This window comes from Photobacterium malacitanum, assembly GCF_900185615.1.
Classification (GTDB): domain Bacteria; phylum Pseudomonadota; class Gammaproteobacteria; order Enterobacterales; family Vibrionaceae; genus Photobacterium; species Photobacterium malacitanum.
The window spans coordinates 780,167-803,663 of the sequence record NZ_FYAK01000001.1; the positions used below are offsets into that span (position 1 = coordinate 780,167).

At 38.9% G+C, this 23,497-nt stretch carries 23 protein-coding genes and 2 tRNA genes; 2 read left to right on the forward strand and 23 right to left on the reverse strand.

Annotated features, from left to right (window positions below; translation table 11 throughout):
• Nucleotides 1-58: 58 nt before the first annotated feature.
• The 4 genes from sbmA to PMAL9190_RS03445 all read right to left on the reverse strand — a co-directional run bounded on the left by sbmA (nt 59) and on the right by PMAL9190_RS03445 (nt 3,412).
• Nucleotides 59-1,060 (reverse strand): peptide antibiotic transporter SbmA, encoded by a 1,002-nt coding sequence (gene sbmA / locus PMAL9190_RS03430; protein WP_087843925.1) that lies wholly within the window; start codon nt 1,058-1,060, stop codon nt 59-61.
• A gap of 288 nt (nt 1,061-1,348) precedes the next feature.
• Nucleotides 1,349-2,290 carry a class I SAM-dependent methyltransferase gene (locus PMAL9190_RS03435; protein ID WP_087843926.1) on the reverse strand — a complete coding sequence of 314 codons (942 nt, stop codon included), beginning with the start codon at nt 2,288-2,290 and terminating at the stop codon, nt 1,349-1,351.
• Nucleotides 2,291-2,375: 85 nt separating this feature from the next.
• On the reverse strand, nt 2,376-2,585 hold the full coding sequence (locus tag PMAL9190_RS03440; protein WP_087843927.1) for a hypothetical protein: 210 nt from the start codon (nt 2,583-2,585) through the stop codon (nt 2,376-2,378).
• A 140-nt stretch (nt 2,586-2,725) separates the two neighbouring features.
• A complete protein-coding gene (locus tag PMAL9190_RS03445) occupies nt 2,726-3,412 on the reverse strand; it encodes a TIGR01621 family pseudouridine synthase (protein ID WP_087843928.1) in 687 nt (228 codons plus the stop codon).
• A gap of 299 nt (nt 3,413-3,711) precedes the next feature.
• On the opposite strand from PMAL9190_RS03445, the gene cls reads away from it, so the two are divergent.
• A complete protein-coding gene (gene cls, locus PMAL9190_RS03450; protein ID WP_087843929.1) occupies nt 3,712-5,172 on the forward strand; it encodes a cardiolipin synthase in 1,461 nt (486 codons plus the stop codon).
• Nucleotides 5,173-5,243: 71 nt separating this feature from the next.
• Here the strand turns inward: cls and yiaY are convergent, their stop codons facing one another.
• The 8 genes from yiaY to PMAL9190_RS03490 form a co-directional block, all read right to left on the reverse strand.
• Complete coding sequence (yiaY, locus tag PMAL9190_RS03455; protein ID WP_087843930.1) at nt 5,244-6,392, reverse strand: L-threonine dehydrogenase; 1,149 nt, start codon at nt 6,390-6,392, stop codon at nt 5,244-5,246.
• A 529-nt stretch (nt 6,393-6,921) separates the two neighbouring features.
• The gene (locus PMAL9190_RS03460) at nt 6,922-8,196 is read right to left on the reverse strand and encodes a DEAD/DEAH box helicase (protein WP_087843931.1); all 1,275 of its coding nucleotides are present in this window, start codon (nt 8,194-8,196) and stop codon (nt 6,922-6,924) included.
• A 1,015-nt stretch (nt 8,197-9,211) separates the two neighbouring features.
• Nucleotides 9,212-9,302: transfer RNA gene (locus PMAL9190_RS03465), tRNA-Ser, on the reverse strand.
• A 24-nt stretch (nt 9,303-9,326) separates the two neighbouring features.
• Nucleotides 9,327-9,414, reverse strand: a tRNA-Ser gene (locus tag PMAL9190_RS03470).
• 213 nt (nt 9,415-9,627) lie between these two features.
• Nucleotides 9,628-10,083, reverse strand: a complete 456-nt coding sequence (locus tag PMAL9190_RS03475) for an L-alanine exporter AlaE (RefSeq protein ID WP_087843932.1) — start codon at nt 10,081-10,083, stop codon at nt 9,628-9,630.
• A gap of 314 nt (nt 10,084-10,397) precedes the next feature.
• On the reverse strand, nt 10,398-11,597 hold the full coding sequence (locus tag PMAL9190_RS03480) for an L-lactate MFS transporter (RefSeq protein WP_087843933.1): 1,200 nt from the start codon (nt 11,595-11,597) through the stop codon (nt 10,398-10,400).
• A 191-nt stretch (nt 11,598-11,788) separates the two neighbouring features.
• A complete protein-coding gene (locus PMAL9190_RS03485; RefSeq protein ID WP_087843934.1) occupies nt 11,789-12,511 on the reverse strand; it encodes a LytR/AlgR family response regulator transcription factor in 723 nt (240 codons plus the stop codon).
• 13 nt (nt 12,512-12,524) lie between these two features.
• Nucleotides 12,525-14,168, reverse strand: coding sequence for a LytS/YhcK type 5TM receptor domain-containing protein (locus PMAL9190_RS03490; RefSeq protein WP_235004271.1), 1,644 nt, complete (start codon nt 14,166-14,168; stop codon nt 12,525-12,527).
• A gap of 301 nt (nt 14,169-14,469) precedes the next feature.
• On the opposite strand from PMAL9190_RS03490, the gene PMAL9190_RS03495 reads away from it, so the two are divergent.
• On the forward strand, nt 14,470-15,045 hold the full coding sequence (locus PMAL9190_RS03495) for a UPF0149 family protein (RefSeq protein ID WP_087843935.1): 576 nt from the start codon (nt 14,470-14,472) through the stop codon (nt 15,043-15,045).
• Between the two features lie 105 nt (nt 15,046-15,150).
• On the opposite strand, the gene nadA is transcribed toward PMAL9190_RS03495, so the two are convergent.
• From nadA to ybgC, 11 genes are all read right to left on the reverse strand, one after another.
• Entirely contained in the window at nt 15,151-16,212 is a 1,062-nt protein-coding gene (gene nadA / locus PMAL9190_RS03500; protein ID WP_087843936.1) for a quinolinate synthase NadA, read from the reverse strand.
• 380 nt (nt 16,213-16,592) lie between these two features.
• Nucleotides 16,593-16,970, reverse strand: a complete 378-nt coding sequence (locus PMAL9190_RS03505) for a hypothetical protein (RefSeq protein ID WP_087843937.1) — start codon at nt 16,968-16,970, stop codon at nt 16,593-16,595.
• A gap of 18 nt (nt 16,971-16,988) precedes the next feature.
• Nucleotides 16,989-17,300 (reverse strand): hypothetical protein, encoded by a 312-nt coding sequence (locus PMAL9190_RS03510; RefSeq protein WP_065166305.1) that lies wholly within the window; start codon nt 17,298-17,300, stop codon nt 16,989-16,991.
• 17 nt (nt 17,301-17,317) lie between these two features.
• The gene (locus tag PMAL9190_RS03515) at nt 17,318-17,644 is read right to left on the reverse strand and encodes a hypothetical protein (protein ID WP_065166306.1); all 327 of its coding nucleotides are present in this window, start codon (nt 17,642-17,644) and stop codon (nt 17,318-17,320) included.
• A gap of 220 nt (nt 17,645-17,864) precedes the next feature.
• Entirely contained in the window at nt 17,865-18,593 is a 729-nt protein-coding gene (ybgF, locus tag PMAL9190_RS03520) for a tol-pal system protein YbgF (RefSeq protein ID WP_087843938.1), read from the reverse strand.
• Nucleotides 18,594-18,614: 21 nt separating this feature from the next.
• Entirely contained in the window at nt 18,615-19,166 is a 552-nt protein-coding gene (gene pal / locus PMAL9190_RS03525) for a peptidoglycan-associated lipoprotein Pal (protein WP_087843939.1), read from the reverse strand.
• Nucleotides 19,167-19,231: 65 nt separating this feature from the next.
• Complete coding sequence (gene tolB, locus PMAL9190_RS03530) at nt 19,232-20,557, reverse strand: Tol-Pal system beta propeller repeat protein TolB (RefSeq protein WP_503121364.1); 1,326 nt, start codon at nt 20,555-20,557, stop codon at nt 19,232-19,234.
• A gap of 80 nt (nt 20,558-20,637) precedes the next feature.
• Entirely contained in the window at nt 20,638-21,759 is a 1,122-nt protein-coding gene (gene tolA / locus PMAL9190_RS03535) for a cell envelope integrity protein TolA (RefSeq protein WP_087843941.1), read from the reverse strand.
• A gap of 3 nt (nt 21,760-21,762) precedes the next feature.
• Entirely contained in the window at nt 21,763-22,215 is a 453-nt protein-coding gene (gene tolR, locus PMAL9190_RS03540; RefSeq protein WP_065166310.1) for a protein TolR, read from the reverse strand.
• A 6-nt stretch (nt 22,216-22,221) separates the two neighbouring features.
• Entirely contained in the window at nt 22,222-22,908 is a 687-nt protein-coding gene (tolQ, locus tag PMAL9190_RS03545; RefSeq protein ID WP_087843942.1) for a protein TolQ, read from the reverse strand.
• A complete protein-coding gene (gene ybgC, locus PMAL9190_RS03550; RefSeq protein ID WP_087843943.1) occupies nt 22,909-23,313 on the reverse strand; it encodes a tol-pal system-associated acyl-CoA thioesterase in 405 nt (134 codons plus the stop codon). It abuts the gene before it with no gap.
• Nucleotides 23,314-23,497: the final 184 nt, after the last annotated feature.

Consider the following 23,497-nt stretch of genomic DNA (forward strand, 5'->3'; position numbering starts at 1 on the left):
TCGTAACTTTAATAGCGTTACAGATTTTGGTTAGGGCTTTTTATATTTTCTTAATCGATTAATCTGCAGGTACGCTTTCAACATTGATCGCATCATTAATTTGCACTTCAAAGGCACGTAATCTTTTATAGATAGACATTAGCTCTACGATTGTGCTCCATGAATGTACCAGAAATTGAAATGATTCTTCGACTTTACCAAACGCTCTTAATATTTGTTGTAGAACACCCAATGTTAATGCACCAGAAACAATCGCGGGGCCAAGCGCAATATAAGGTACAATCACGGTGTATTGAATATACGACCATTTTGCGATATCAAAATATAAGTAATGGCGATATAAGTTAAAGTAGTTTTGTCGAACATTAACAAACAGTTCTTTTACGGTTTCCGGCTCTGCACGTTGTGAATTATCTTCACCAAAGACCAACTCTTTACGATAAGCAGCCTCAACCTTTTGGTTTTTAAATTCTAATCCAGGTAAATGCACACCAACAATAGCCAATAATACCGTGCCAAATAATGCCGAAATAATCGCTAAATACACCAAAGACCGATCAACTGCGCCAATCCAAGGCAGTTCGGTTATATTTTCACTTAATACCCATAAAATGGGTAAAAAGGCGAATAAGGTCATTAACGAGCGCATAAAACTCACACCCAAGCTTTCAACAATACGTGCAAAACGCATCGTGTCTTCTTGCACTCGTTGTGATGCCCCTTCAATATGACTGATTTTATCCCAATGCTTCATATAATAGTTATTCATCGCGGTACGCCAACGGAAAACATAGTGACGAACAAAGAAATCGAGAATAACCGCAATGATGATATACACAGATACAATATTGAAAAACTCAATACAACCAGCAAGAAATTCATCAAACGTAACAGCATTAGGTTTGGCTAATGCCTTTTGAATGAGATCATAAAAGCTGCCAAACCATTCATTCACTTCTACATCAATTTGTACTTTATACCAAGTGACATATAAGATAACGGCACTACCAACAATCGACCATAAAAACCAGCGTCGATCAAGAAAGAACGATTTAAACATAACTACACATCCTTAATGTATTTATATTGCGTGCAGCCCTTGCACTGACAACTTAATCAATTTGTTTTATTGTTAACGGCTTATTTTAGTATTTGTCACTGCCCATAAAAACGCAACCTCATCACCATAATAAAGTTCATATAAGCTATTATAATAAAAAGATTACTACAAATTTCAGACAAAAAAATCCCTTATCTAGTTTACTCACATCAAGTGATAAAATTGATAAGGGATGACAATAATGAATATTTTACGCTAATTGTTAATACTAATATTTAACACTAAAACTTAGCTACGACGCTCAAAGACTAACGCTTTCAGACCGCCTTCAGGTTCAATCTCATTAAATTCAGGTGGGTTATCTAGTCGTTGAGTAAATACCATATCAGGAGCTTCAGTCGCCATACCATCAATAAGAAATTGACTAGTTAGCGAAGGATCATTAACACACGCTAATACAACCCCTTCAGCTGTGAGTAGCTCAGGCAAACGGCGTAAAATCTTTTGATAATCTTTCGTCAGCGCAAAACTGCCTTTTTGAAACGATGGTGGATCAATGATGATTAAATCATAAGGACCCATCTTGCGCACCTTACCCCATGACTTAAAAAGCTCATGACCAAGAAAGCTCACTTTCTTTAGATCATGATTATTAAGGTGATGATTATCACGCCCACGACTTAATGCCGCTTTGGCCATATCAAGGTTAACAACAAATTCTGCACCACCAGCAATCGCAGCGACAGAAAAACCACAGGTATAAGCAAACAGATTAAGTACGCGCTTACCTGCTGCATGCTCACGCACCCAATCACGGCCATAACGCATATCTAAAAATAAGCCGTTATTTTGATTACGACCTAAATCAAGTTTGTAGGTTAAGCCACTTTCAATAACATCTTGATAGTCTGAGCTTTGTCCCCATACAACGTCCATCGGTGAGCCTTGACGATCACGATGCTGTAAGAGTAGACAACGAGCACCACTGGTTTGCCAAACTTCCGTTTGGGTTAATCTAGCCAGTAAATCAGCTAATGCCGCCATAAAATCAGCATCAGGTTCTTTAAATAAGGAAACCAGCACTTGCCCTTGCAGCCAATCAACAGTGATGTGTTCAAGCCCCGGCCAACAACGTCCACGACCATGAAATAAACGGCGGACTTCTGTTGGTGGTGTCGTTAAAGCCGTTAATAAATGGGCTTCTAAGGTAGGTAGAGCACTAATTTCCATAACATCATTCAAAGTAGTCAATTAAGACGGCTATTCTATACGTTGCGTCCAAGAATACCAACCACAGCCCAAATAGAACCATTGACTAATGGTGTTTAGCGCGGAGTACATACTCAATCGAATAATCAATAAGGCAAGTTGAATGTAAATGTAGTGTCGAAGATGAAGGTAAAAAATGACGAGGCGTTGTTTCTGGTAGTAATAGATGTTGTTGAGCACGATTTCGACGATGCTGTGATTGACGTTTTTGCTGAGAAACACGCATTTTAAGCGTACGTGAATAAGCACTTCGCATTGTAAACCTCTAACTAATACATTCCCTGCGCGCATTATAATTTATCGTAATCAAAAAGAAATCCACATCCACAGTCTTAGCTATCAATTGCTGGTAATACCCGCAGTTATCCATTAACTGCAGATATTTAATCCATCGTGTTATTTTTTATGGGCTAAAGCAGGCCATGTTTGAGACCACGGTTGTTGCCACTGTATTAAAGCTTGTTGTGCTTCAGGTGTTGACCATAATGTTCCAACACTTGGTGAGCATAAAAATTGTTGTAACTCACCTTGATATGGAAAACGTAATCCATAAGCATGCAAATAACCACGATCAGCTGCTTCATTACCATAAATATCATCACCAGTAATGCCAGAGCCAACACTGCGTAAGGCAACGCGAATTTGATGGGTTTTACCTGTATAAGGCTTGCACAAAAAAATCCGTCGGCCTTCTCCTGCTGCCGCAGAGAAAAATTGCGTTATTGCAGGGTTGTGCTTAGTTGTCTCTAATTTCCAACTACTGCGGCGTGAGCGAGTCATATCACCAATAACGACACCTTGTTTTTTCTTGGGTTTTTTAGTACCAATAGCAACATAGTATTTTTCGACTCGACGCTCTGCAAAATTAGCGCATAATGCAGCTGCTGCCGTTTTATTGCGCCCTAGTAATAATAATCCAGATGTCATTTTGTCTAATCGATGGATTAAATAAAGCTTTTCATCACCGGTTTGTGCAGCAACGGCAGCAAGTAGAGGTTGTTCATTATCATCTTTATGAACGCTGATCCCTGGATGCTTATTAATCACTAAAAAATCAGAATGCTGGTAAACAAGATCAAACATAATTGAAAATAACACCTTTACAGTACATAGATGGCGCGAGTATAACCAGCCCTTAAAAAAAGAACAGCGTTGAGAAATATATTGTTCATTCTCATCAAAACAATTGATGACCTATTGCCCCTAAAGCGGTTGTTATAAGATCAATTATTACGCGGTGTTTACCCCACAAAACGGTAACACCTCCTCAAAAATAGCCTTGACTATTCAACATAAGCATTAAAAAGCAGTGAATATTAGGTTTTTTTTTAATTTCAATGCACTATACATACAAAGTGTATTTATATTGATGAAGTAATTCAATGGAACAGTTTTACCAAATCTTAACGTGGATTGGCATTTTCGCCTATTGGTTGTTAATTGCCGCTGTCACTGTACGTGTGGTTTTCAAACGCCGAGCTGTTGGTGTTTCTCTCGCATGGATGATGATTATCTATATCGTCCCATTTGGTGGCGTTATTGCCTACCTACTCTTTGGTGAGCTTAATCTTGGTAAAAAACGTGCCGAACGTGCTCGTGAGATGTTTTTCCCGTTTGCAAGTTGGTTTCAATGCCTCACAGATTGCCCCGGCCACCAGCCTCAAAATATGAGCGATGTTGCAAAACCGATCAGTGATCTGTGTGAAAACCGTCTTGGTTTACCCGGCTTAGTCGGTAACCAACTGTCATTAAAATCATCAACTGATGAAATATTACGATCGCTTATTTGTGATATTAATAACGCGCAGCACTCAATTCATCTAGAATTCTATATTTGGTATCCTGGCGGCTTAGCTGATGAGGTTGGCGTTGCTCTGATTCAAGCGGCTAAACGCGGTATTAGAATTCGAATTTTACTCGACTCTGCAGGCAGCATGCGCTTTTTCCGTTCTCATTGGCCAAAGCTAATTCGCGGCGCGGGTATTGAGTTGGTAGAGGCACTCGCAGTATCACCTTTTCGTATGTTCTTACGCCGATTAGATTTACGCCAACACCGCAAAATAGTCGTTATTGATGACAATATTGCTTACACAGGTTCAATGAACTTAGTTGATCCGGCGTTCTTTAAGGTCGATGCAGGGGTCGGTCAATGGGTCGATGTTATGGTTAGAATCAGTGGACCTACGGTTTCAGTGCTAAATTGTATTCAAGCATGGGACTGGGAAGTAGAAACAGGACAACGGTTTTTACCGCCTCTACCTGCCTGCAAAATGCCACAACAAGATGACCCTCACTATGACACGGTACAAGTGATCCCATCAGGCCCAGGTATGCCCGATGATATTATTCATCAAGTGTTACTATTAAGTATTTACCAAGCAAAGAAAAGTATTGTTATTACGACCCCTTACTTTGTACCAAGTGAGCATTTATTACATGCAATGAAGGGTGCTGCTGAACGTAATGTTGAGGTGCATATTGTATTGCCTGATAAAAACGATTCGACCATGGTTGAATGGGCAAGTCGCTCTTTCTTTAGTGATCTTCTAAAATCAGGGGTTCATATTCATCGTTTTCATGGCGGTTTATTACATACTAAATCAGTGGTGATTGATGATACTCACTGTCTAATTGGTACCGTTAACCTTGATATGCGCAGTTTATGGCTTAATTTTGAAGTCACAATGGCAGTTGATAACCTTGAGTTCACTCATAAACTGAGTCAATTACAGCAAAGTTATATCGCTAACTCTGAGCCTGTCGATAAAGAACAATGGGAAAAACGCTCAGTGCGTAATAAGTTTGGAGAACGCTTCTTCTATATGTTTAGCCCATTACTATAAATAAAAAACGCCTCAGCTTTGAGGCGTTTTTTTAATTATAATAACTAATATTATCGAGTTAATATCAACGATTACATTGCAGCCATAAAGATTTGTGAGATCTCTTCATGGGTCGCTTGTTTCGGGTTAGTGAAACCACACGCATCTTTTAGAGCATTATCCGCTAACAACGCAATATCTTCAGCTTTTACATTGAGCTCTTTTAAGCCAGTAGGAATACCAACATCTTTAGACAATGCCATGATTGCATCAATAGCAGCATTTGCACCTTGTTGCGGTGTCATCACATCAACATTAACCCCCATTGCCGCTGCCACATCGCGTAGACGCTCAGGGCATACTTGAGCGTTATAACGTTGAACATGTGGTAATAATACTGCATTACACACGCCATGAGGTAAATTATAAAAGCCACCAAGTTGGTGCGCCATTGCATGCACATAACCTAATGAAGCGTTATTAAATGCCATTCCCGCCATAAATTGCGCATAAGCCATTTGCTCACGAGCATGAAGATTTTGACCTTCTTTAACCGCAGTGCGTAAATTCGCTTCAATTAATTCAATCGCTTTGATCGCAACGGCATCGGTAATTGGCGTTGCAGCAATTGAGACATAAGCTTCAATTGCGTGAGTTAACGCATCCATACCTGTTGCCGCTGTTAATGAAGCAGGTTTTGCTAACATTAACTGAGGATCATTGACTGACATTAATGGCGTAGTGTTCTTATCTACAATCGCCATTTTAATATGACGAGTTTCATCAGTAATAATACAGAAACGGGTCATTTCAGATGCAGTACCCGCCGTGGTATTAATCGCAACCACAGGTAGCTGTGCTTTTGCAGAACGATCAACACCTTCATAATCACCAATCTGGCCACCGTTAGCCGCCAAAAGAGCAATACCTTTTGCACAATCATGTGGTGAACCACCACCCAATGAAATAACAAAGTCACAGCCGTTATCTTTAAGTAATGTTAGGCCTTGATCAACGTTAGTGATGGTAGGGTTCGGTTGAGTACCATCATAAACAACAGAATCAATGCCACGCTCAGTTAATAACACTGCAACTTGTGTCACCACACCTATTTCGTTTAATACTTTATCAGTAACAATTAATGCTTTCTTAAAGCCATGTGCTTTAATTGCATCAGCCGCAGCTGTTAAACAACCCGCACCCATAAAGTTAACGGTTGGAATATAAAACGCACTACTCATAATAACTTACCTTATCTTTCAAATATGCATTATTAAATATGCCTTATTCTATAAAGCCAATTTAAGTAATGACACTCAGCCAAAAATACGTCTTAGGTATTTTTACGCCTTTGGTTCTAACATCGATTTGATCTAAAACAAATATTGAAAAAACACTGTAACTTATCTGCAATACTATGAACCAGATCGCAAAAAACACACCTTTATTGTCGCCAACAGGAAACAATATCATTCATTGAGGAAACATAATTGGAGCTAAAAACGGCATGAAGCAGTATCACGTTTCAATTTAATCGGTATAAAAATCCAGTAAATGGTCGCTTTATCATCTTACGGTAACCGCAATTCCGCCCTACTATGCGACTAACGCAGCTTATTATTACTTTTAGCTCTTGAAAATATTCACGTCTTGGTCGATGTAAATATCCTCACACTATAATTAGCAGCATAAAAAAATCCCTCGCTATTACTAACGAGGGATTTTTTAGTTTACACGCTATTTAAAAAGTGACCAGCATATGAATTTATCTTATGACCAAAAATCATCAACAGGTGCTGGTTTATTTTTACGTTTCTTTTTACCAGTACCTTCCGGTTTTGCCATTGGCTTTGCTACTGCTAACAAAGCTTGTGATTCATCAACTTCAAAGCCTTCAACTTGTTCACGCTCAAGACGAACTTTGTTTTTCTTTTCAATAACCTTAAAGTGATGGCTATCTTCATAGTCAATTAATGATAACGCTAAACCAACCTCACCAGCACGACCACTACGACCGATACGATGCATATAATCTGCTGGGCTACGCGGTAAATCAAAGTTAATCACTACCGGTAATTTTTCAATATCAAGACCACGTGCAGCAATATCCGTTGCAATCAATACGTCAATCTCACCAGCTTTAAACGCTTCTAATACACGAGTACGCGCACCTTGACCACGATCGCCGTGGAACACTTCCGCAATAATGCCACGCTTTGATAGTTTATCTGCTAAGTGCTCACAACTATTTTTTGCATTCACAAAGATAAGCGCCTGACGCCATTGATGCTGTTTAATCAAATGGGCTAAAACTGCAGTTTTCTCACCTTTATTGACGCTGAAAACACGTTGTACGAGTGTGCTTGCATCAACACTTTGTAATTGCAGTTCAACCGGATCGTTAAGTAATGCTTGAGTTAACATCTTAACTTGTTCAGGGAATGTCGCTGAGAATAGTAATGTTTGCTTGTTATTAGGTAATAACGCTAACAACGCAGACAGCTCTTCAGTAAAGCCAAGGCTTAACATACGATCTGCTTCATCAAGCACTAAGGTTTTAACTCGATCAAGTTTAATCGCATTGCTTGAAATCAAATCCAATAAACGGCCAGGTGTTGCCACTAAAATATCAGTACCACCACGTAGCGCCAACATTTGGGTATTAACAGAAACACCGCCAAATACAGCAACGGTTTTAATTGCACCATTAAAATGGGTCGCATAAGATTTGATGCTATCTGCAACTTGCTTTGCTAACTCACGAGTAGGTACTAAAACAAGACCAGTAACATAGTTACCCTTAGCGTTTTTAGGCTCACTCGCTTTAGCTTGATGCAATTGTTGTAATAGCGGTAAAGCAAATGTTGCTGTTTTACCTGAACCTGTATTTGCGCCCGCAATCAGATCGCGTCCAGCGAGTACACTTGGAATAGCTTGTGCTTGAATCGGCGTTGGTTGTTGGTATTCCAACTCAGTTAATCGTGCTAACAAAGGTGAAATAAGGCCAAGTTCAGCAAAGTTGGCAGGTGTTGTTGTCGTGGTCATTAATATACAGGCTCAAAACTAAAATAATTACTGTCATTTTAGCTTATTTAGCCTCGACGCAGTTAGTGATATTCGGTTATGGCGTTAATTGCTATCTTGGTAGAGAGTTTATCGAGCTATAGCTGGTGAGTTATTGTCCGTCATTCCGAAACCGAAACATGAGCGATCGGTGTTCTATTCACCGCACTATTAAGCATTAAAGATACCGATAGAAATAGACTAAAACACCAATGTAAACAGTAATACTACAACCCGCTGGTAGTAGATTCCCTATCTCGTTCGTAACCTCACTGTAGGGAATGACGAAGGTGGGTTTATTCACTCAGTCCAATATCCGTCATCTCGGAAGTTGAGGTACGAAACTATCCGTGATCTACTCACCGCGTGCTTGAGCCTTAAAGAAGCCAGTAAATACAATGACTCTACAACGCGCGGACAGTAGATTCCCTATCTCGTTCGTAACCTCACTGTAGGGAATGACGAAGGTGGGTTTATGCACTCAGTTCAATATCCGTCATCTCGGAAGTTGAGGTACGAAACTATCCGTGATCTACTCACCGCGTGCTTGAGCCTTAAAAAAGCCAGTAAATACAATGACTCTACAACGCGCGGACAGTAGATTCCCTATCTCGTTCGTAACCTCACTGTAGGGAATGACGAAGGTGGGTTTATTCACTCAGTCCAATATCCGTCATCTCGGAAGTTGAGGTACGAAACTATCCGTGATCTACTCACCGCGTGCTTGAGCCTTAAAGAAGCCAGTAAATACAATGACTCTACAACGCGCGGACAGTAGATTCCCTATCTCGTTCGTAACCTCACTGTAGGGAATGACGAAGGTGGGTTTATGCAGACGTAAAAAAGCCGCTAACTTTCGTTAGCGGCTTTCTTGAATGTGGCGGAGCAGCTTCGAGGATTAGTGGATTTGAACCCTGCTTTACTTGCTCGGTATACACAATCACTTTGATTCAGACGTAAAAAAGCCGCTAACTTTCGTTAGCGGCTTTCTTGAATATGGCGGAGAGATAGGGATTTGAACCCTAGATACGCTATAAACGTATGCCGGTTTTCAAGACCGGTGCTTTCAACCACTCAGCCATCTCTCCAATTTATATCTCTTACAAGAGATATGGCGGTGAGGGAGGGATTCGAACCCTCGATACGTTGCCGTATACACACTTTCCAGGCGTGCTCCTTCAGCCACTCGGACACCTCACCACATTGTTGCCAACAACGCTTTGCTTGTCGACGGCGTGTAATATATTGATTTATGAGATCTGGGTCAAGGGTTTTTATGCGTCTTTTTTCTATTTGCTGACTTATACTGCAATTTGCACTGTTCTTATACCAATTTTATAGGTTTTGATATTTTACCCATAAAAAAAGCACCCCAACGGATGCTTTTATTACGTTCAATACTGCTAGTCGTGACTAAATGATAGGTTGAGGCGCTGTAGTAACACGGAACATTCTACGGCATAACTCAAGAAACTGACCATAAACCACGCCTAACGCTCCTGAAACTAAAATGTTACTCATTACTGCTGCAATAACTTGTTCTTTATTAGCGCCAACAACAAATAGAATGCAGGCATAAATAGGCGACTGGAACACTACGTATGCCACCATATCTGACAGACCTTTCATCCATCGTGTTGAAGATAACTTGTGACCGCAGCCAATAACATAGTCGCGAAATACGCCATAAGGCCATGCGATAGCGATATTAATAGGAATAGATAATGTACGCGATGCTAATGACTGCTCAAAAGACATGCCTGAAATAAACACTTCAATCATCATTCCAGTAATAAAGCTAAATACCACCATTGCAAATATATCTGCAGCAGCATTTCTAACTTTAAATGGCACTTTAACAACAGACATTCCCTTTCCTACCCTAGCAAAATCAACCAGTATTAACACAGTAATCGTTACTTAAAGCCATGTAACTAACACCATGCAGTTTATATGCGAATTAGAACAGCTTTTTTGTAAAATAAGGTTCTGTATTTAATATCGGTTTCGAGTTAATAACTACAATTTTGATTAAATGCAGCTTTTTTATCTAACCTGATAGCAACCATTAAACTCTTTAATTGTCACTGTTAATTTCTTTGATATAACAAAATACCAACCAATAAAAATCCGAATTTAGAACCTAAATTCGGATTAGTTATATGTATGTATTGAACGACTTATTAGGCCAACGAGGAGCGTGGTAATTGAGGCAATTTAATGGTTAAGGCAATAATCAATGAAACAATTAACAACCCAAACATTAAATAAAAGGTTGCGATAAAACCACCGAAAATAGAGGCAACAATTGAACCTATAAAACTACCGACACCAAAGCCTAAATAAATGACACCATAATTTTTAGTCAGGTTATTTAAACCAAAGAAATCACTAACTAATGAAGGGAATACCGTAATTGTGCCACCAAAGCTAAAGGCAATACAGGCAACGGCAATATAAAAGCTGAGCATACTTTGATGAGCAAATAATAACGCACATACTCCCACTAAACAGACCACCAATGCTATCGCAATAACTTTAGTTCGTGCGATCTTATCTGATAGAACCCCAAGCACTAAGCGCCCACCTAAGTTAGCTACTGCAATAATAGCAACGCCAGCTGCGGCAACATCTAATGATAAGTGTACGTATCCTTGACCGATATCTTTGGCAACACCAATAACATATAAACCACTCATACAAACGGTTAAGAATACCAATGCTAGCATCCAAAATTGAGGGCATTTCATTGATTGTGAAAGGCTGAAATCACGCACATCAGCAGCAGATTCTGTGGCAGAGACCTGTTGTTTCGGTGCATCTTTCATCATTAAGCCACCGATAACAACCATCACCATTGCTATGATGCCCCAGTAATCAAAGGTACTCTCGAGACCATTATGCTCAAGGAAGTACATATTAATAAATTTAAATCCTAAACTACCTAGACCATAAGCACCTATCGCACAGGCCGAAATGACACCTTTACGCTCTGGAAAAAATTTGACACAGTTAGACAACGTCATTAAATAGCCAGTACCATCCGCAAAGCCAATTAACAAACCTGCAAAAATATATAACAGCCAAATATTAGTAGCATGCGCAGTTAGTACTAAACTTGTACCCAATAAAATGCCAGCACCAAGAGTCACCTTCCTAACCCCAAACCGTTCTTGCATTTTACCAGCCATTGATGATGCAACAGCGAGGGCTAAGCTCATTATTCCAAAAGAAAAAGCAACGCGACTCACAGGCTCTGATAACTTACCCGCCAGCTGAGCATTAAATAAACTCCAAGTATAAACAGAACCTAAAGCAAACTGAGTAATGATGGTGCCGAGTAAGGTCCAATAACGACTACGATGGCTAAGTTGGTTGGTCATGGTTATGCCCTCTTACGATGAAAATATTCAAGGTAATGCGATGAATCACCTTGCTGCTGCCCATCAAAATACGGTAATAACCACATATAACAAGAGGATAAGAAAACAATAAAATCAGCGGTAGTGTATGAGGAATAGAATGCAATATAGCGGCATGAAATGCATTTAGCCGCTAATCATATCACTGCTTTCTACAACTTCATTAAACAACGAAACGCTTTTAAGTTACTTCGACTGACAGGGATATGCTGCTCAAGATGGGCAAGCTTTATCATATAGGTACTATTAACCCATGGAATGATCTCTTTAACATCATTGATATTAATACAGTAGGAACGATGACAACGAAAAAAGTCGCTACTAGGTAAGCGCAACATTAATTCACTCATCGTCATTTGTGCCACAAAACGCCCTTCCGCTGTATAAACATCGGTGACTTTTTCATTGGCAATTGCACAACAAATATCACTGATTGCAGTAACATGAATACGATTGTTATGAAGTAGATTAATAGTATTGTTGCGTATATTGGCTGTCGGTTGTTGCGGTTGAACATGCTGCTGTAGTTTAGTTAATAGCCCGATGACTCGCTGCTCATTAAGCGGCTTTAATAGATAGTCCACAGCTTCTAATTCAAATGCATCGACAGCGTATTCTTTATATGCGGTCGTAAATACAATTTTTGGCTTATGTAAAAACTGAGCAATATTACGTGCTAACAACATACCATCGATTGAGGGAATATTAATATCTAAAAATACAATATCAACCTGGTTAGATTGCAAAAACTTAAACGCATCTAACCCGTCATCAAACGCAGCGACAATATTAATCTTGCTATGTTTTTCAATTAAATAGGTTAATTCTTCGCGCGCTAAATACTCATCTTCTACAATCAAAGCGTTGAGTCTCATGGTACAAGTCCTGTTATTTTACAAAAAATTGCATGGTCGTCCCTTGCTTTAAACGCCGAATATGCAAACCATCACCAAACAATAATAATAATCGTTGATGGACATTATTAAGCCCAATATGATGAGAGCCTATTTTGCCTTGATATAATTTATCAATCGTATGTTGATTGATACCCACGCCAGTATCGGTAATTGTAATTACAACATTATCCGTAGCTTTTTTAACAGAAATTAATACCTTACCGTTCACTCGCGAGGGTTGAATACCATGTAAAATCGCATTTTCAACTAAAGGCTGAATCAATAAACATGGCACACGAGGATGGACATCATCAATATCAAACTCGACCTCAAGTTTAGGTCCAAAACGCGCTTGCTCAATGGCCACATAATCACGTACTTGTTGAATTTCTTCTTGAATATCAATTAACTCTACATCGTGTTCTAAATTATAACGTAAGAAATCGGCTAAATTTGCAATTAACTGCCGCGCGTCATCAGGGCGAATACGAATTAAAGTAGAAATAGCATTAAGTGCATTAAATAAAAAATGCGGATTTATTTTACTTTGTAATGCTGAAAATTCAGCTTTTGAGGCCATTTGCTTTAGCTGCTCAATCCGCGATACTTCCATTTGAGTTGATATAATTTGTGATAACCCAATAGCCATTTCACGCAATGACATTCGTATATGATCGGGCTGACAATAGAATATTTTAAGAGTACCGCTAACCTCACCATTTTCCCATAATGGAATAATCAATAATGAGTGAAAGTGATGCACATTGAGATTATTACTGATGATCTGTTCACCACTTTCAACCGCTTGACGCGTCATTTGACTGATTTTATGGTGAGCATCTAAAAATTTTTCTTCACCACGACCAACATAAGCACGTACATCCTGAGTGTTAGTTATCGCTACAGCATCAGCTTCAGTATAAAACCGAATAATACTGCAAACTTTCTGCAACGCATGACGATTGTTCATTCGAAAATAAGGCAACGTTTTATTAGCAATATCAAGGGCCAATTTCGCTTGTTGCGCCGCTATAAGATCTTTTTCTTCATCAAGATCTTGAACTAATTTAATAATTAACCCGATAGATAATGTGCCAACAATCATTGGAAAACTAATATGTGAAACAATATTGTAAGCTTGAGCTTTATTATCAGATAACATCACAATTAATATCATTGTCAGCATTTCGCAGCACATTCCTGCTAAAATGCCCAATTGCGCATAATTGTTTTTAGTACATTTACAATGGATCCATGTTGCTAATAACCCAGCAAAAATACTGGTTATCAAACAAGCGACAGATGTTGGACCATCAATATCAATTAAATAACGGTGAATACCTGCAATAATGCCTGCTGGAATACCAATCCACGGGCCAAAAATAATGCCACCAGATAACACTGCTATAATACGGACGTTAACCAACGAACCATCTACATTTAAACCGGTATAAGTACTAAATACAGCAAATAATATAAATAATGCTGAAATCATCGCCGTTTCAACCGGTCGCCGATGAGTTTTCTTAACGATAGATTGAAACAATTGAGTACGCGTTAATAGAAATAATGTCATTAGCATTAAGGCTGCACGTTCAAAGACAGCTAATAACATCATAAATTGTTCGCTATACATTGTTTGACCTTAACATGAAGTAAAATTATGAGCCCTCTGAAGCTGTTTTAGCACTTAAAAACATCAGAGACTCAAGAATTATGTTAGTAGTGACAGACGGATGTTTTAATTAAAATCAAAAATAAACAATTTAATCCTAACAACCCTACTTTATTGATCTTTTTTGACCCTAGATAGTAAATATATCGGCTCATCACTAGGTTGTTACCAAGAGACTGTTACAATAGTGGTATAAAGTTCAGTGGTGCATGTATAGTTAATGCATCTGAACATTTAACCATAATTACGCTGAGATTGTTTTATGCCTTCACAACTAAGTACTATTTTGCAAAACTCTCAACTAGCAGATCAATTGCTACCTGAATCACAAACTCGCGGCTTTGTTACTGCTATGGCTGCAGCACCGCATCTTATTGATCCAACTGAATGGTTAGCATTTATGTGGGGCGGTGAAGAATCATCTCCTTTTGAAAACCACGATGATTTAGAAAATTATGCCAAAGCAATCATTGAAATTTGGAACGAAGCGCGTGCTGCTTTATTTGAAAGTACTTGGCAATGGCCTGAAGGATGTGCTTTAGACGATAGCCAAATTGTTACCGATGTTACCAGTAACTTCTGCGAAGGTATGCTTCAAGGTTGGCAATTAGCACGCGATGATTGGGAAACAATTATGCCACCAGAAAGTGAAGATAATGCGCTACTTGGTGGAGTATTACTTTCTTTTAGCTTGTTATTTGATCCTGAAACAGCATTAGAAGCACTTAAAGAACAAAATGCTGATGCTTTGGCACAGTTTGAAGAAATCTTTAATGCAATCCCAGTAATGCTATGTGGCTTAACTCAACGTGGTGCACAGCTTGTTGCTGCTCAATAATTATTGAGTTTCAGCAGCAGTAAAAATAAAAAAGGCGAATCGATTCTGTTTACTACGATTAGTATCAGATCGCACCGCCTTTTATTTTAGTAAGTGATGAGTTACTTACGCATTACCTTTAACTTTTAATTGTAATTCTGCAGCAAAATCTAACATACGATTTAGTGGAATAAGTGATTTCACCCGTACCGCTTCATCAACAAAAATCTCATGCAGCTCACCAGCTTCAGCTAAAGCAGTATAAATTGCTTTTAAACCATTCATTGCCATCCACGGGCAATGTGCACAACTACGGCAAGTCGCACCTGCTCCTGCTGTTGGTGCCTCTATTAATTCTTTATCTGGCACCATTTGCTGCATTTTAAAGAAAATGCCTTTATCTGTTGCCACAATTAATTTTTGTTGAGGTAGCGTCGTTGCGGCTTTAATTAATTGGCTGGTAGAACCTACAGCATCAGCCAAAGCAACCACACTTGCAGGTGATTCTGGGTGGACTAAAATAGCGGCATCAGGATGAAGATGCTTCATTTGTTTTAATGCTTGTGCTGAAAACTCATCATGCACAATACATTCACCCTGCCACAATAGCATCTCAGCGCCAGTCTGTTTTTGAATATAACCACCAAGATGGCGATCTGGGCCCCAAATGATTTTACAGCCTTCACTATCAAGATGGTCAATAATTTCTAGGGCAATACTTGATGTAACTACCCAATCTGCACGCGCTTTTACAGCAGCAGAGGTATTAGCATAAACAACCACGGTATGCTCAGGATGTTGATCACAAAATGCCGTAAATGCATCCTCTGGACACCCCAGATCAAGTGAACATTCTGCTTCTAATGTTGGCATTAACACCTTTTTTTCAGGCGTCAATATTTTAGCAGACTCACCCATAAAGCGTACGCCACACACAATTAAGGTTGTTGCTGAGTGTTGGTTACCAAACCGTGCCATTTCAAGTGAATCACCAACAAACCCGCCAGTCGCTTCCGCGAGAGCCTGAATTTCAGGATCCGTGTAATAGTGAGCAATTAATACAGCATTGTTATCCTGTAGCAATTGCTTAATTTGATTAATATAAACTTGCTTTTCATTATCCGATAAGACAGCAGGTTTTGGCGGAAATGGGTAGATCATTTCCGATGGATCAAATGCAATATTCATTATTCATTTGCTCGTCAGCATTCCTTACATATTAAGTCATTATACCCGTGAATTTCAAAAATTCACCTTTAACAAACAAATCGGCACTTAATAGTAACAAAACACCAAATATACCATCAAGACATACACCATGCTGTATCGGTCTATATAAAAGTGAATTTATTTAATTTTTATTTTAGACATTCTCTGAGAATATCTCAGAAAAAAATTTATTGATTTCTGTCACAGTTTTAAGGCTTTTTTTATTAAATAATACTTTATCGCTTTTAAAGCAATGAGTTAACTACCTGTAGAAGAGGTGAGACATTGATGGATGTCTATAACTTTCATCGAAACTAGTCTTTACGGTAAATAATTATAATTTAAGCCGAAAGCCTTTCTCATTTGAGAAAGGCTTTATTTTTAAAGATTAGACTATCTTTATTAACGACAAAAAAGGTATTGATGATCTCTTTGGGTAAATGGGTATTACTCAAGACTTTAACAATATTTATATTTTGACCAAAAAAAACATACGTCTCAAGGTCAGTAACGGAGATAACTCTATCTGGGTGTTGAAATATATATTTTATGAATCGATAGTTACCACTACCATCACGCACTGAGATAACCTTTTTACCGTCGCAAAAAAGTGTTTTGGTTTTATCATCAAAATATAGCTGTTGTTCTCTTTCTAACATTAACGTCAATAGATAAATATAAGCGCCAACACTCACCGCACTAAAAAAAATAGTCATTAAAAATATAGATACATTCATCTTACGGTCCTACTGAGTTTAGTCACATATTTGCTCTAAATTTTTAGCTGTTACCCATTGTTTAAACCGTTGTCTGTCATATTGACATAGTGTTGCGATAGAACCCGTTTGTGCTGTCCAACCATCATTTTTCCATTGCTGAATTTGAGTAAGAACCTCAGCTTCAGAGTGACTCTTGTTTAATGATTGTTCTATAATATTAAACGCATTTTCACCTAACATTTTAACAACATAATCGTCATTGCTTTTTGATTGATAGATAAAAATAGCACTAGTGATCCAGCCCGAAAATGCTAATAAAAGCAACAATACAGATGTTAATTTATTCATAGTAATGATTCCCAATGCTATATATGCAAACGACAAATCGTCACAATTGCGGAATCTGATAGTATTTTTTTGAATTTTTGGCGATCATTATTACAGATCGTAGTGACAGATCCAGTTTGAGCTGTCCAACCATTTTTAAACCAAAACTGTATTTGTTCGATAATTTCTTGATCGGATTTTTTATCTTGTAGAGATTGAGAAACAATATTATAAGCATTCACTGTGATTTTATCGTTAATGAAATCACGATCACTATCCAAATGCATAAACATTAAATAAGCAGCAAATAACCATCCCGATACAGAGATGAACGAGTACCATAATATGTTTTTTTTATTAAGCATAATAACTCCAACTGTCCATAGTATTAAGGTTAAATAAAGTTGTACTATTACTCACCTCAACTAACAAAAACGCATCATATCAAAAAAATAATTTACGCACACAATAGTTAATTATTAATAAATGTGTAAGCTGAATCAATAAGTTTCAATTAACAATGCCAAAATACATAACATAAAAAAACCTGCATAATCGCAGGTTTTTTCTTAAGCAATAATAACCTTAGTGCTTCGATAGATTAGCTAACGCAGACTGCGCTTGTTTGGCGCTAGTGGAGCTAGGGTAATCTTTAACAACTTCAGTATAATAGGACATTGCTTTAACAGTATCATTACCACGCTCAGCAATAACACCTAATTTTAATAAAGCATCGGCACGCTTACTTGAGTCCTTAATGCTTGCAACAACACCAAAATTCTGTGCTGCTTGTGCTAAATCATTTTGCGCAAAATGAAGTTGTCCTAACCAATAGCTCGCATTAGGCTTATAAACCGAGTCAGGATAAGTGGTTAAGAAAGATTGGAAAGCTTTCGTTGCTCCTTGATAATCTTTCTTTTTCAAAATCAAATTAACGGCGTTTTGATAAGCATCATTCTCACTCATGTTTTTAGAGTATGCTTCTACCGGGGCTTTAGTGGCTTCTTTCACAGCAGGAGCCGCTTTTACAGGTTGACGGCTTAATTGATCCACATCGTTATATAACTGACGCTGACGTTCTTTCATTTGCTTAATATCGTAGCTATTACGTTCTACTTTGCCACGAATATTATCAAGATCTGTCGACATTTGATCTAATTGACGTTGAACCTGTAATTGCGATTGCCCTTGTGCTTCAAGCATACGCTCTAACGTTTGTAAATTAGCAGCTGAAGCAGGAGCGGCGACCACCTGGATCGCCGCACCAACCAGCAACACTAATGCAAATTGACGCATTACTTTGTTACTGCTCATAATTATCAACCTACACTTTAATTAGTATACAATCACTGCGCGACGATTTTTCGCGTAGTCCGCATCAGTATGTCCAAATAGAAGTGGTTTCTCTTCACCGTAACTTACGATAGACATTTGGTTAGCAGGTACACCTAATGCTTGTAAATACTGAGATACCGCTGTAGCACGACGCTCACCAAGAGCGATGTTATATTCTGGTGTGCCGCGTTCATCAGCATGTCCTTGAACAACAACCTTAACATTAGGATTGTTACGTAGATATTCTGCGTGCGCTTCTAGCATTTGTTGGTATTCAGGCTGAATTTCAGAGTTATCAAATTTAAAGAATACTGTTTGTTGTTGTTGACGTAGCTTTTGCATTTGCTGCTCATGCAATTGCTGCTCAGTCATGGCACTACTTTGATCAACAGGTGTAGAGATCGTTGTTTGGCCAGCGCCTGTGCCGCCAATACCACCATTTTGATTTTGAGATCCTGCAGAGCTACCAGTACTATCTGTTGAACTACACGCAGCCAATGTCATCATTGGTAACGCAATCGCTAAGCCTTTTAAAATTCGGTTAAATTGCATCTATTTTTATCCTTTATCATTCAGTAATACTCATTATTTGAGTATGTTATTGTTCTATAATCCTATTATAGGAATGGACCCCAAGCAGGCGCACGTACACGCTTACTTGTTGACGGTAAACGAGCCTGGAATCGACCATCAATAGATACCAACGACAATTCATAGCCATTATTTTGGGCTGAACTATAAATAATCATGCTACCGTTAGGCGCAATACTTGGTGATTCAGCTAATTTTGCTTTCGTTAAAATCTGAACCGCACCGCTTTTTATATCTTGTTTAGCAATGTTATAGCCACTATCTGAACGATTGACCATCACTAAAAAACGGCCATCAGGGGTAATTTGTGCCCCCATATTTTGACTACCTTGCCATGTTACACGTTGAGTATCACCAGTAGCTAAATCAAGATGGTATATTTGTGGACGACCACCACGATCTGAAGTGAAATACATTGATTTTCCATCTGGCGTCCAAACTTCTTCAGTATTATTAGCGCGACCGTGAGTCACTTGACGAAGCTCTTTGGTACGTAGATCTTTAATATAGATCTGTAAGCTACCCGTTTTTGATAATACCATCGCTAGCTTTGTACCATCGGGTGAAAATTGTGGAGAGCCATTATGACGAGGGTAATTCGCCACCAGTTCACGGGTACCTTTATAGATGTTCAGAATGAAAATTTCAGCCTTACCATTTTCAAAACTAACATAAGCTAACTTACTGCCATCAGGAGACCAAGCGGGTGACATTAGCGGTTGCTTCGATTTTAAAACAACACGTTCATTATAACCGTCATAATCAGCAACACGCAGCTGGTATGGGAATTGAGAACCTTGATTATCATCAACATAAGCAATACGTGTTAAAAATGCGCCACGCTCTCCGGTTAATTTTTGGTAAATCATATCAGAGATTCTATGTGCATACTGACGCATACGATTTGGTTTAACTACAGCACGATTATTTAACAGTAAGTAATCACTTGCAGCCCCCTGAGAATCACTATTCAACTTACCTTTAACAACGTCAACCAATTGATAATCAATAACATAGTTGCCGTCTTTATCTTGAGTAATACTGCCAGTTACAACAGCATCAACCCCTAACTTAGTCCACGCACTATAATTAATTTGGCTCTCATTATAAGGACGTTGTGGTAATTTATTATTTGCTATTGGACTAAATTTACCGCTACGTTGTAAATCAGACGCTATGACTGCTGAAATATCGGTAGGTAATTTATTTTGACCTTGCCACTCAAAAGGTACTATTCCTATAGGGCGGGCGGAATCAACACCGTCAGTGATGACTAAATCAAGTGCAGCATGTGCAAATTGGCTAACGCTTAGTAAGGCAAAAAATACACCTATCATCCAACGTTTCATCAATCGCTCCTTATGGTTACGAAAACCGTAACTACTGTTACGGCAAAAAATTAAATCAGTATTTAACACGTTCAACTAACAATCTATGGACTAACTGTTAAGTTAATAACCCGTAATTGCTTAACCACATCGGGGTTATCTGGCATCGGAAATTCACTTACTTGTAGCACAGCTGATTTCGCAGCTCGACAAAGCGTGTCATTTCCTGCTAGTTGCGACACATTCAACACTAAACCATTAGCAGATAAACGCAGTGTTAACTGACATTTTTGTCCTTTAAAGCTTTGATCAACTAATAAATTTTGTTGAATCATTTGCTTATATATCGTGCCATAACGAGCAACTTCATCTGCAATATGTTTACCTTTAGCGCCGCCACGCTGTTCATTCTCAGCCTCTAGTCCCGAAAACATATCATTTAGTGCGGCATCTTGTTTAGCTTGAGCTTCTGCTTTAGCTTTGGCCTTCGCTTCTGCTTTGGCCTTCGCCTCTGCTTTAGCCTTCGCTTCTGCTTTAGCCTTCGCTTCTGCTTTAGCCTTCGCTTCTGCTTTGGCCTTCGCTTCTGCTTTGGCCTTCGCTTCTGCTTTGGCCTTCGCTTCTGCTTTAGCCTTCGCTTCTGCTTTGGCCTTCGCTTCTGCTTTAGCCTTCGCTTCTGCTTTAGCCTTCGCTTCTGCTTTAGCCTTCGCTTCTGCTTTGGCCTTCGCTTCTGCTTTGGCCTTCGCTTCTGCTTTGGCCTTCGCTTCTGCTTTGGCCTTCGCTTCTGCTTTGGCCTTCGCTTCTGCTTTAGCCTTCGCTTCTGCTTTAGCCTTCGCTTCTGCTTTTACTTTAGCTTCTGCTGCTTGTTGTTGCTGCACTTGACGTTGTTTTTCAGCTTCACGGGCTGCCTTTTCAGCATTTAATTTATCAGTTTGTAATTGTCGTAATCGCTCTGCTTCTGCTTTACGTTGTTTTTCAAGCGCTGCTGTTTGTTGTTCAAGGCGATTTTGACGTGCTTGCTCAGCATCTTTAGCTGCTTGGCGTTGCTGACGAATTTGCTGAGCTTGTTGATTTAACATCGCAGGATCAACCATTGTTGCTTGAATGGTATTTCCAACCGATTGTTTATGATCAAAGGTAAAGTCAGCCCCCCATAATAACAACCCAATAAATAGCGCGTGAATCGACACCGATATAATGACAGACTTCGAATAATTACTTTTCTTCATGCCTCAATTTCCGGGTTTATCTAGCGGATCGGTCATCAAACCAACAGATCCAACCCCAGCATGACTCAGTGCATCTAAGGTTTCGACAATATTCGCGTAAGGTGTGCGTCCATCTCCACCAACCATAACCAAGGTTTTTGGATCACTCGCAAGTTCAGCTTTGACTCGACCAATGAGTTCATCAAGGCTTAACCCATGTACCATGTCAGCATTATCAATACTCACCCCTAAATTGCCGTCTTTATCTACTTCGACAATGATTGGTGGAGTATCACTATCTTTATTTAATTGTGCGACAGTTTCAGCCGTTTGCGTTTTAGGTAAATCAACATCGACCCCTTGGTTTACAAACGGCGCCGTCACCATAAAAATAATCAGTAATACCAGCATAACGTCAATGTAAGGGACAACATTAATTTCAGCCGTCATTTTGCGTTTCTTCGGTTGATAAGCCATTGCTTATTACTCCTGATTCGCTGCAAATGCCTGACGGTGTAAAATACTTGAAAACTCTTCCATAAACGTTACATAAGTATGTTCAAGTTTAGTCACTTTATTAGTAAGACGGTTATAAAACATTACTGCAGGGATCGCAGCAAAAAGACCCATTGCCGTTGCCACCAACGCTTCTGCAATACCTGGTGCAACCATCGCTAATGTCGCTTGTTTTACTGCACCAAGAGCAATAAATGCCGTCATAATGCCCCACACTGTACCAAAAAGACCAATATAAGGACTGATTGAACCAACAGTAGCAAGGAAAGGTAAATTAGTTTCTAGTTCATCAACTTCTTTTGACAAAGAGACTCGCATTGCGCGCCCTGTACCTTCCATTACCGCTTCAGGTACTCGACCATTACTATGGTGTAAACGTGCAAATTCTTTAAAGCCAGAGTAAAAAATACGTTCAGAACCCGTCAATTCATCTTTACGCTGTTGAACTTCTTGATATAACTGCGACAAATCAATACCAGACCAAAAACGATCTTCAAATTGAGCAGCATTCTGTTCTGCACTATTTAGTACTTGCGAGCGTTTAATTATCATTGCCCAAGAAGCAATCGACATTCCAAGCAAAATAAGCATAACCAGTTTTACCAACAAACTTGCTTGCAAAAAAAGGTCTAAAATGGTTAATTCTGAGTTCACTTAATGTATCTCCGGCTTTAATTGTACAGGTAAAGCTATTGGTTTCATGATGGTTGGATTAATACAGGCAATTTTCACAATCGCGCGGCAAAATACCACATTGTCGTCATTAACAAGTTCTTGATTAAATTCTATTGATGCGCGACGTACATTTTGAATAGTTGTATTAACAACAAGCTGGTCATCTAACTTTGCACCACGAATAAAATCAATATTCATACTACGTACAACAAAACTCATATTATCAGCAAATAATTGTTGCTGACTTAAGCCTATATAACGCAGTAACTCTGTGCGTGCTCGCTCAAAAAACTTTAAGTAATTAGCGTGGTATACCACGCCACCGACATCAGTATCTTCATAATAAATGGTAATTGGCCATTTAAAAATATCTTGTTCTTTCATTGGATACCCATACCCGTCATACCTACACAGCGTCATTAATCGCGCTCAATGCACTACTATACCCTAACTCACTGAATGATGGTTACCGCCAAAACACCCTAGGTCGTGCATTTAACCAAAAAATGAAATTTGTCAGTAGGTTCTGACAATCAAATCACAATTCTGTTCAGTTATCATGCATAAA

Bases quoted from the DNA above. Each gene is read 5' to 3' on its own strand.
- PMAL9190_RS03475 (WP_087843932.1), bottom strand. From the start codon at position 10,083: ATGTCTGTTGTTAAAGTGCCATTTAAAGTTAGAAATGCTGCTGCAGAT.
- tolR (WP_065166310.1), bottom strand. From the start codon at position 22,215: ATGGCTTATCAACCGAAGAAACGCAAAATGACGGCTGAAATTAATGTT.
- tolA (WP_087843941.1), bottom strand. From the start codon at position 21,759: ATGAAGAAAAGTAATTATTCGAAGTCTGTCATTATATCGGTGTCGATT.
- PMAL9190_RS03440 (WP_087843927.1), bottom strand. From the start codon at position 2,585: ATGCGAAGTGCTTATTCACGTACGCTTAAAATGCGTGTTTCTCAGCAA.
- PMAL9190_RS03515 (WP_065166306.1), bottom strand. From the start codon at position 17,644: ATGCTTAATAAAAAAAACATATTATGGTACTCGTTCATCTCTGTATCG.
- PMAL9190_RS03480 (WP_087843933.1), bottom strand. From the start codon at position 11,597: ATGACCAACCAACTTAGCCATCGTAGTCGTTATTGGACCTTACTCGGC.
- nadA (WP_087843936.1), bottom strand. From the start codon at position 16,212: ATGAATATTGCATTTGATCCATCGGAAATGATCTACCCATTTCCGCCA.
- PMAL9190_RS03435 (WP_087843926.1), bottom strand. From the start codon at position 2,290: ATGGAAATTAGTGCTCTACCTACCTTAGAAGCCCATTTATTAACGGCT.
- sbmA (WP_087843925.1), bottom strand. From the start codon at position 1,060: ATGTTTAAATCGTTCTTTCTTGATCGACGCTGGTTTTTATGGTCGATT.
- yiaY (WP_087843930.1), bottom strand. From the start codon at position 6,392: ATGAGTAGTGCGTTTTATATTCCAACCGTTAACTTTATGGGTGCGGGT.
- PMAL9190_RS03505 (WP_087843937.1), bottom strand. From the start codon at position 16,970: ATGAATGTATCTATATTTTTAATGACTATTTTTTTTAGTGCGGTGAGT.
- ybgC (WP_087843943.1), bottom strand. From the start codon at position 23,313: ATGAAAGAACAAGATATTTTTAAATGGCCAATTACCATTTATTATGAA.
- PMAL9190_RS03485 (WP_087843934.1), bottom strand. From the start codon at position 12,511: ATGAGACTCAACGCTTTGATTGTAGAAGATGAGTATTTAGCGCGCGAA.
- PMAL9190_RS03510 (WP_065166305.1), bottom strand. From the start codon at position 17,300: ATGAATAAATTAACATCTGTATTGTTGCTTTTATTAGCATTTTCGGGC.
- PMAL9190_RS03495 (WP_087843935.1), top strand. From the start codon at position 14,470: ATGCCTTCACAACTAAGTACTATTTTGCAAAACTCTCAACTAGCAGAT.
- ybgF (WP_087843938.1), bottom strand. From the start codon at position 18,593: ATGAGCAGTAACAAAGTAATGCGTCAATTTGCATTAGTGTTGCTGGTT.
- PMAL9190_RS03460 (WP_087843931.1), bottom strand. From the start codon at position 8,196: ATGACCACGACAACAACACCTGCCAACTTTGCTGAACTTGGCCTTATT.
- PMAL9190_RS03445 (WP_087843928.1), bottom strand. From the start codon at position 3,412: ATGTTTGATCTTGTTTACCAGCATTCTGATTTTTTAGTGATTAATAAG.
- pal (WP_087843939.1), bottom strand. From the start codon at position 19,166: ATGCAATTTAACCGAATTTTAAAAGGCTTAGCGATTGCGTTACCAATG.
- PMAL9190_RS03490 (WP_235004271.1), bottom strand. From the start codon at position 14,168: ATGTATAGCGAACAATTTATGATGTTATTAGCTGTCTTTGAACGTGCA.
- cls (WP_087843929.1), top strand. From the start codon at position 3,712: ATGGAACAGTTTTACCAAATCTTAACGTGGATTGGCATTTTCGCCTAT.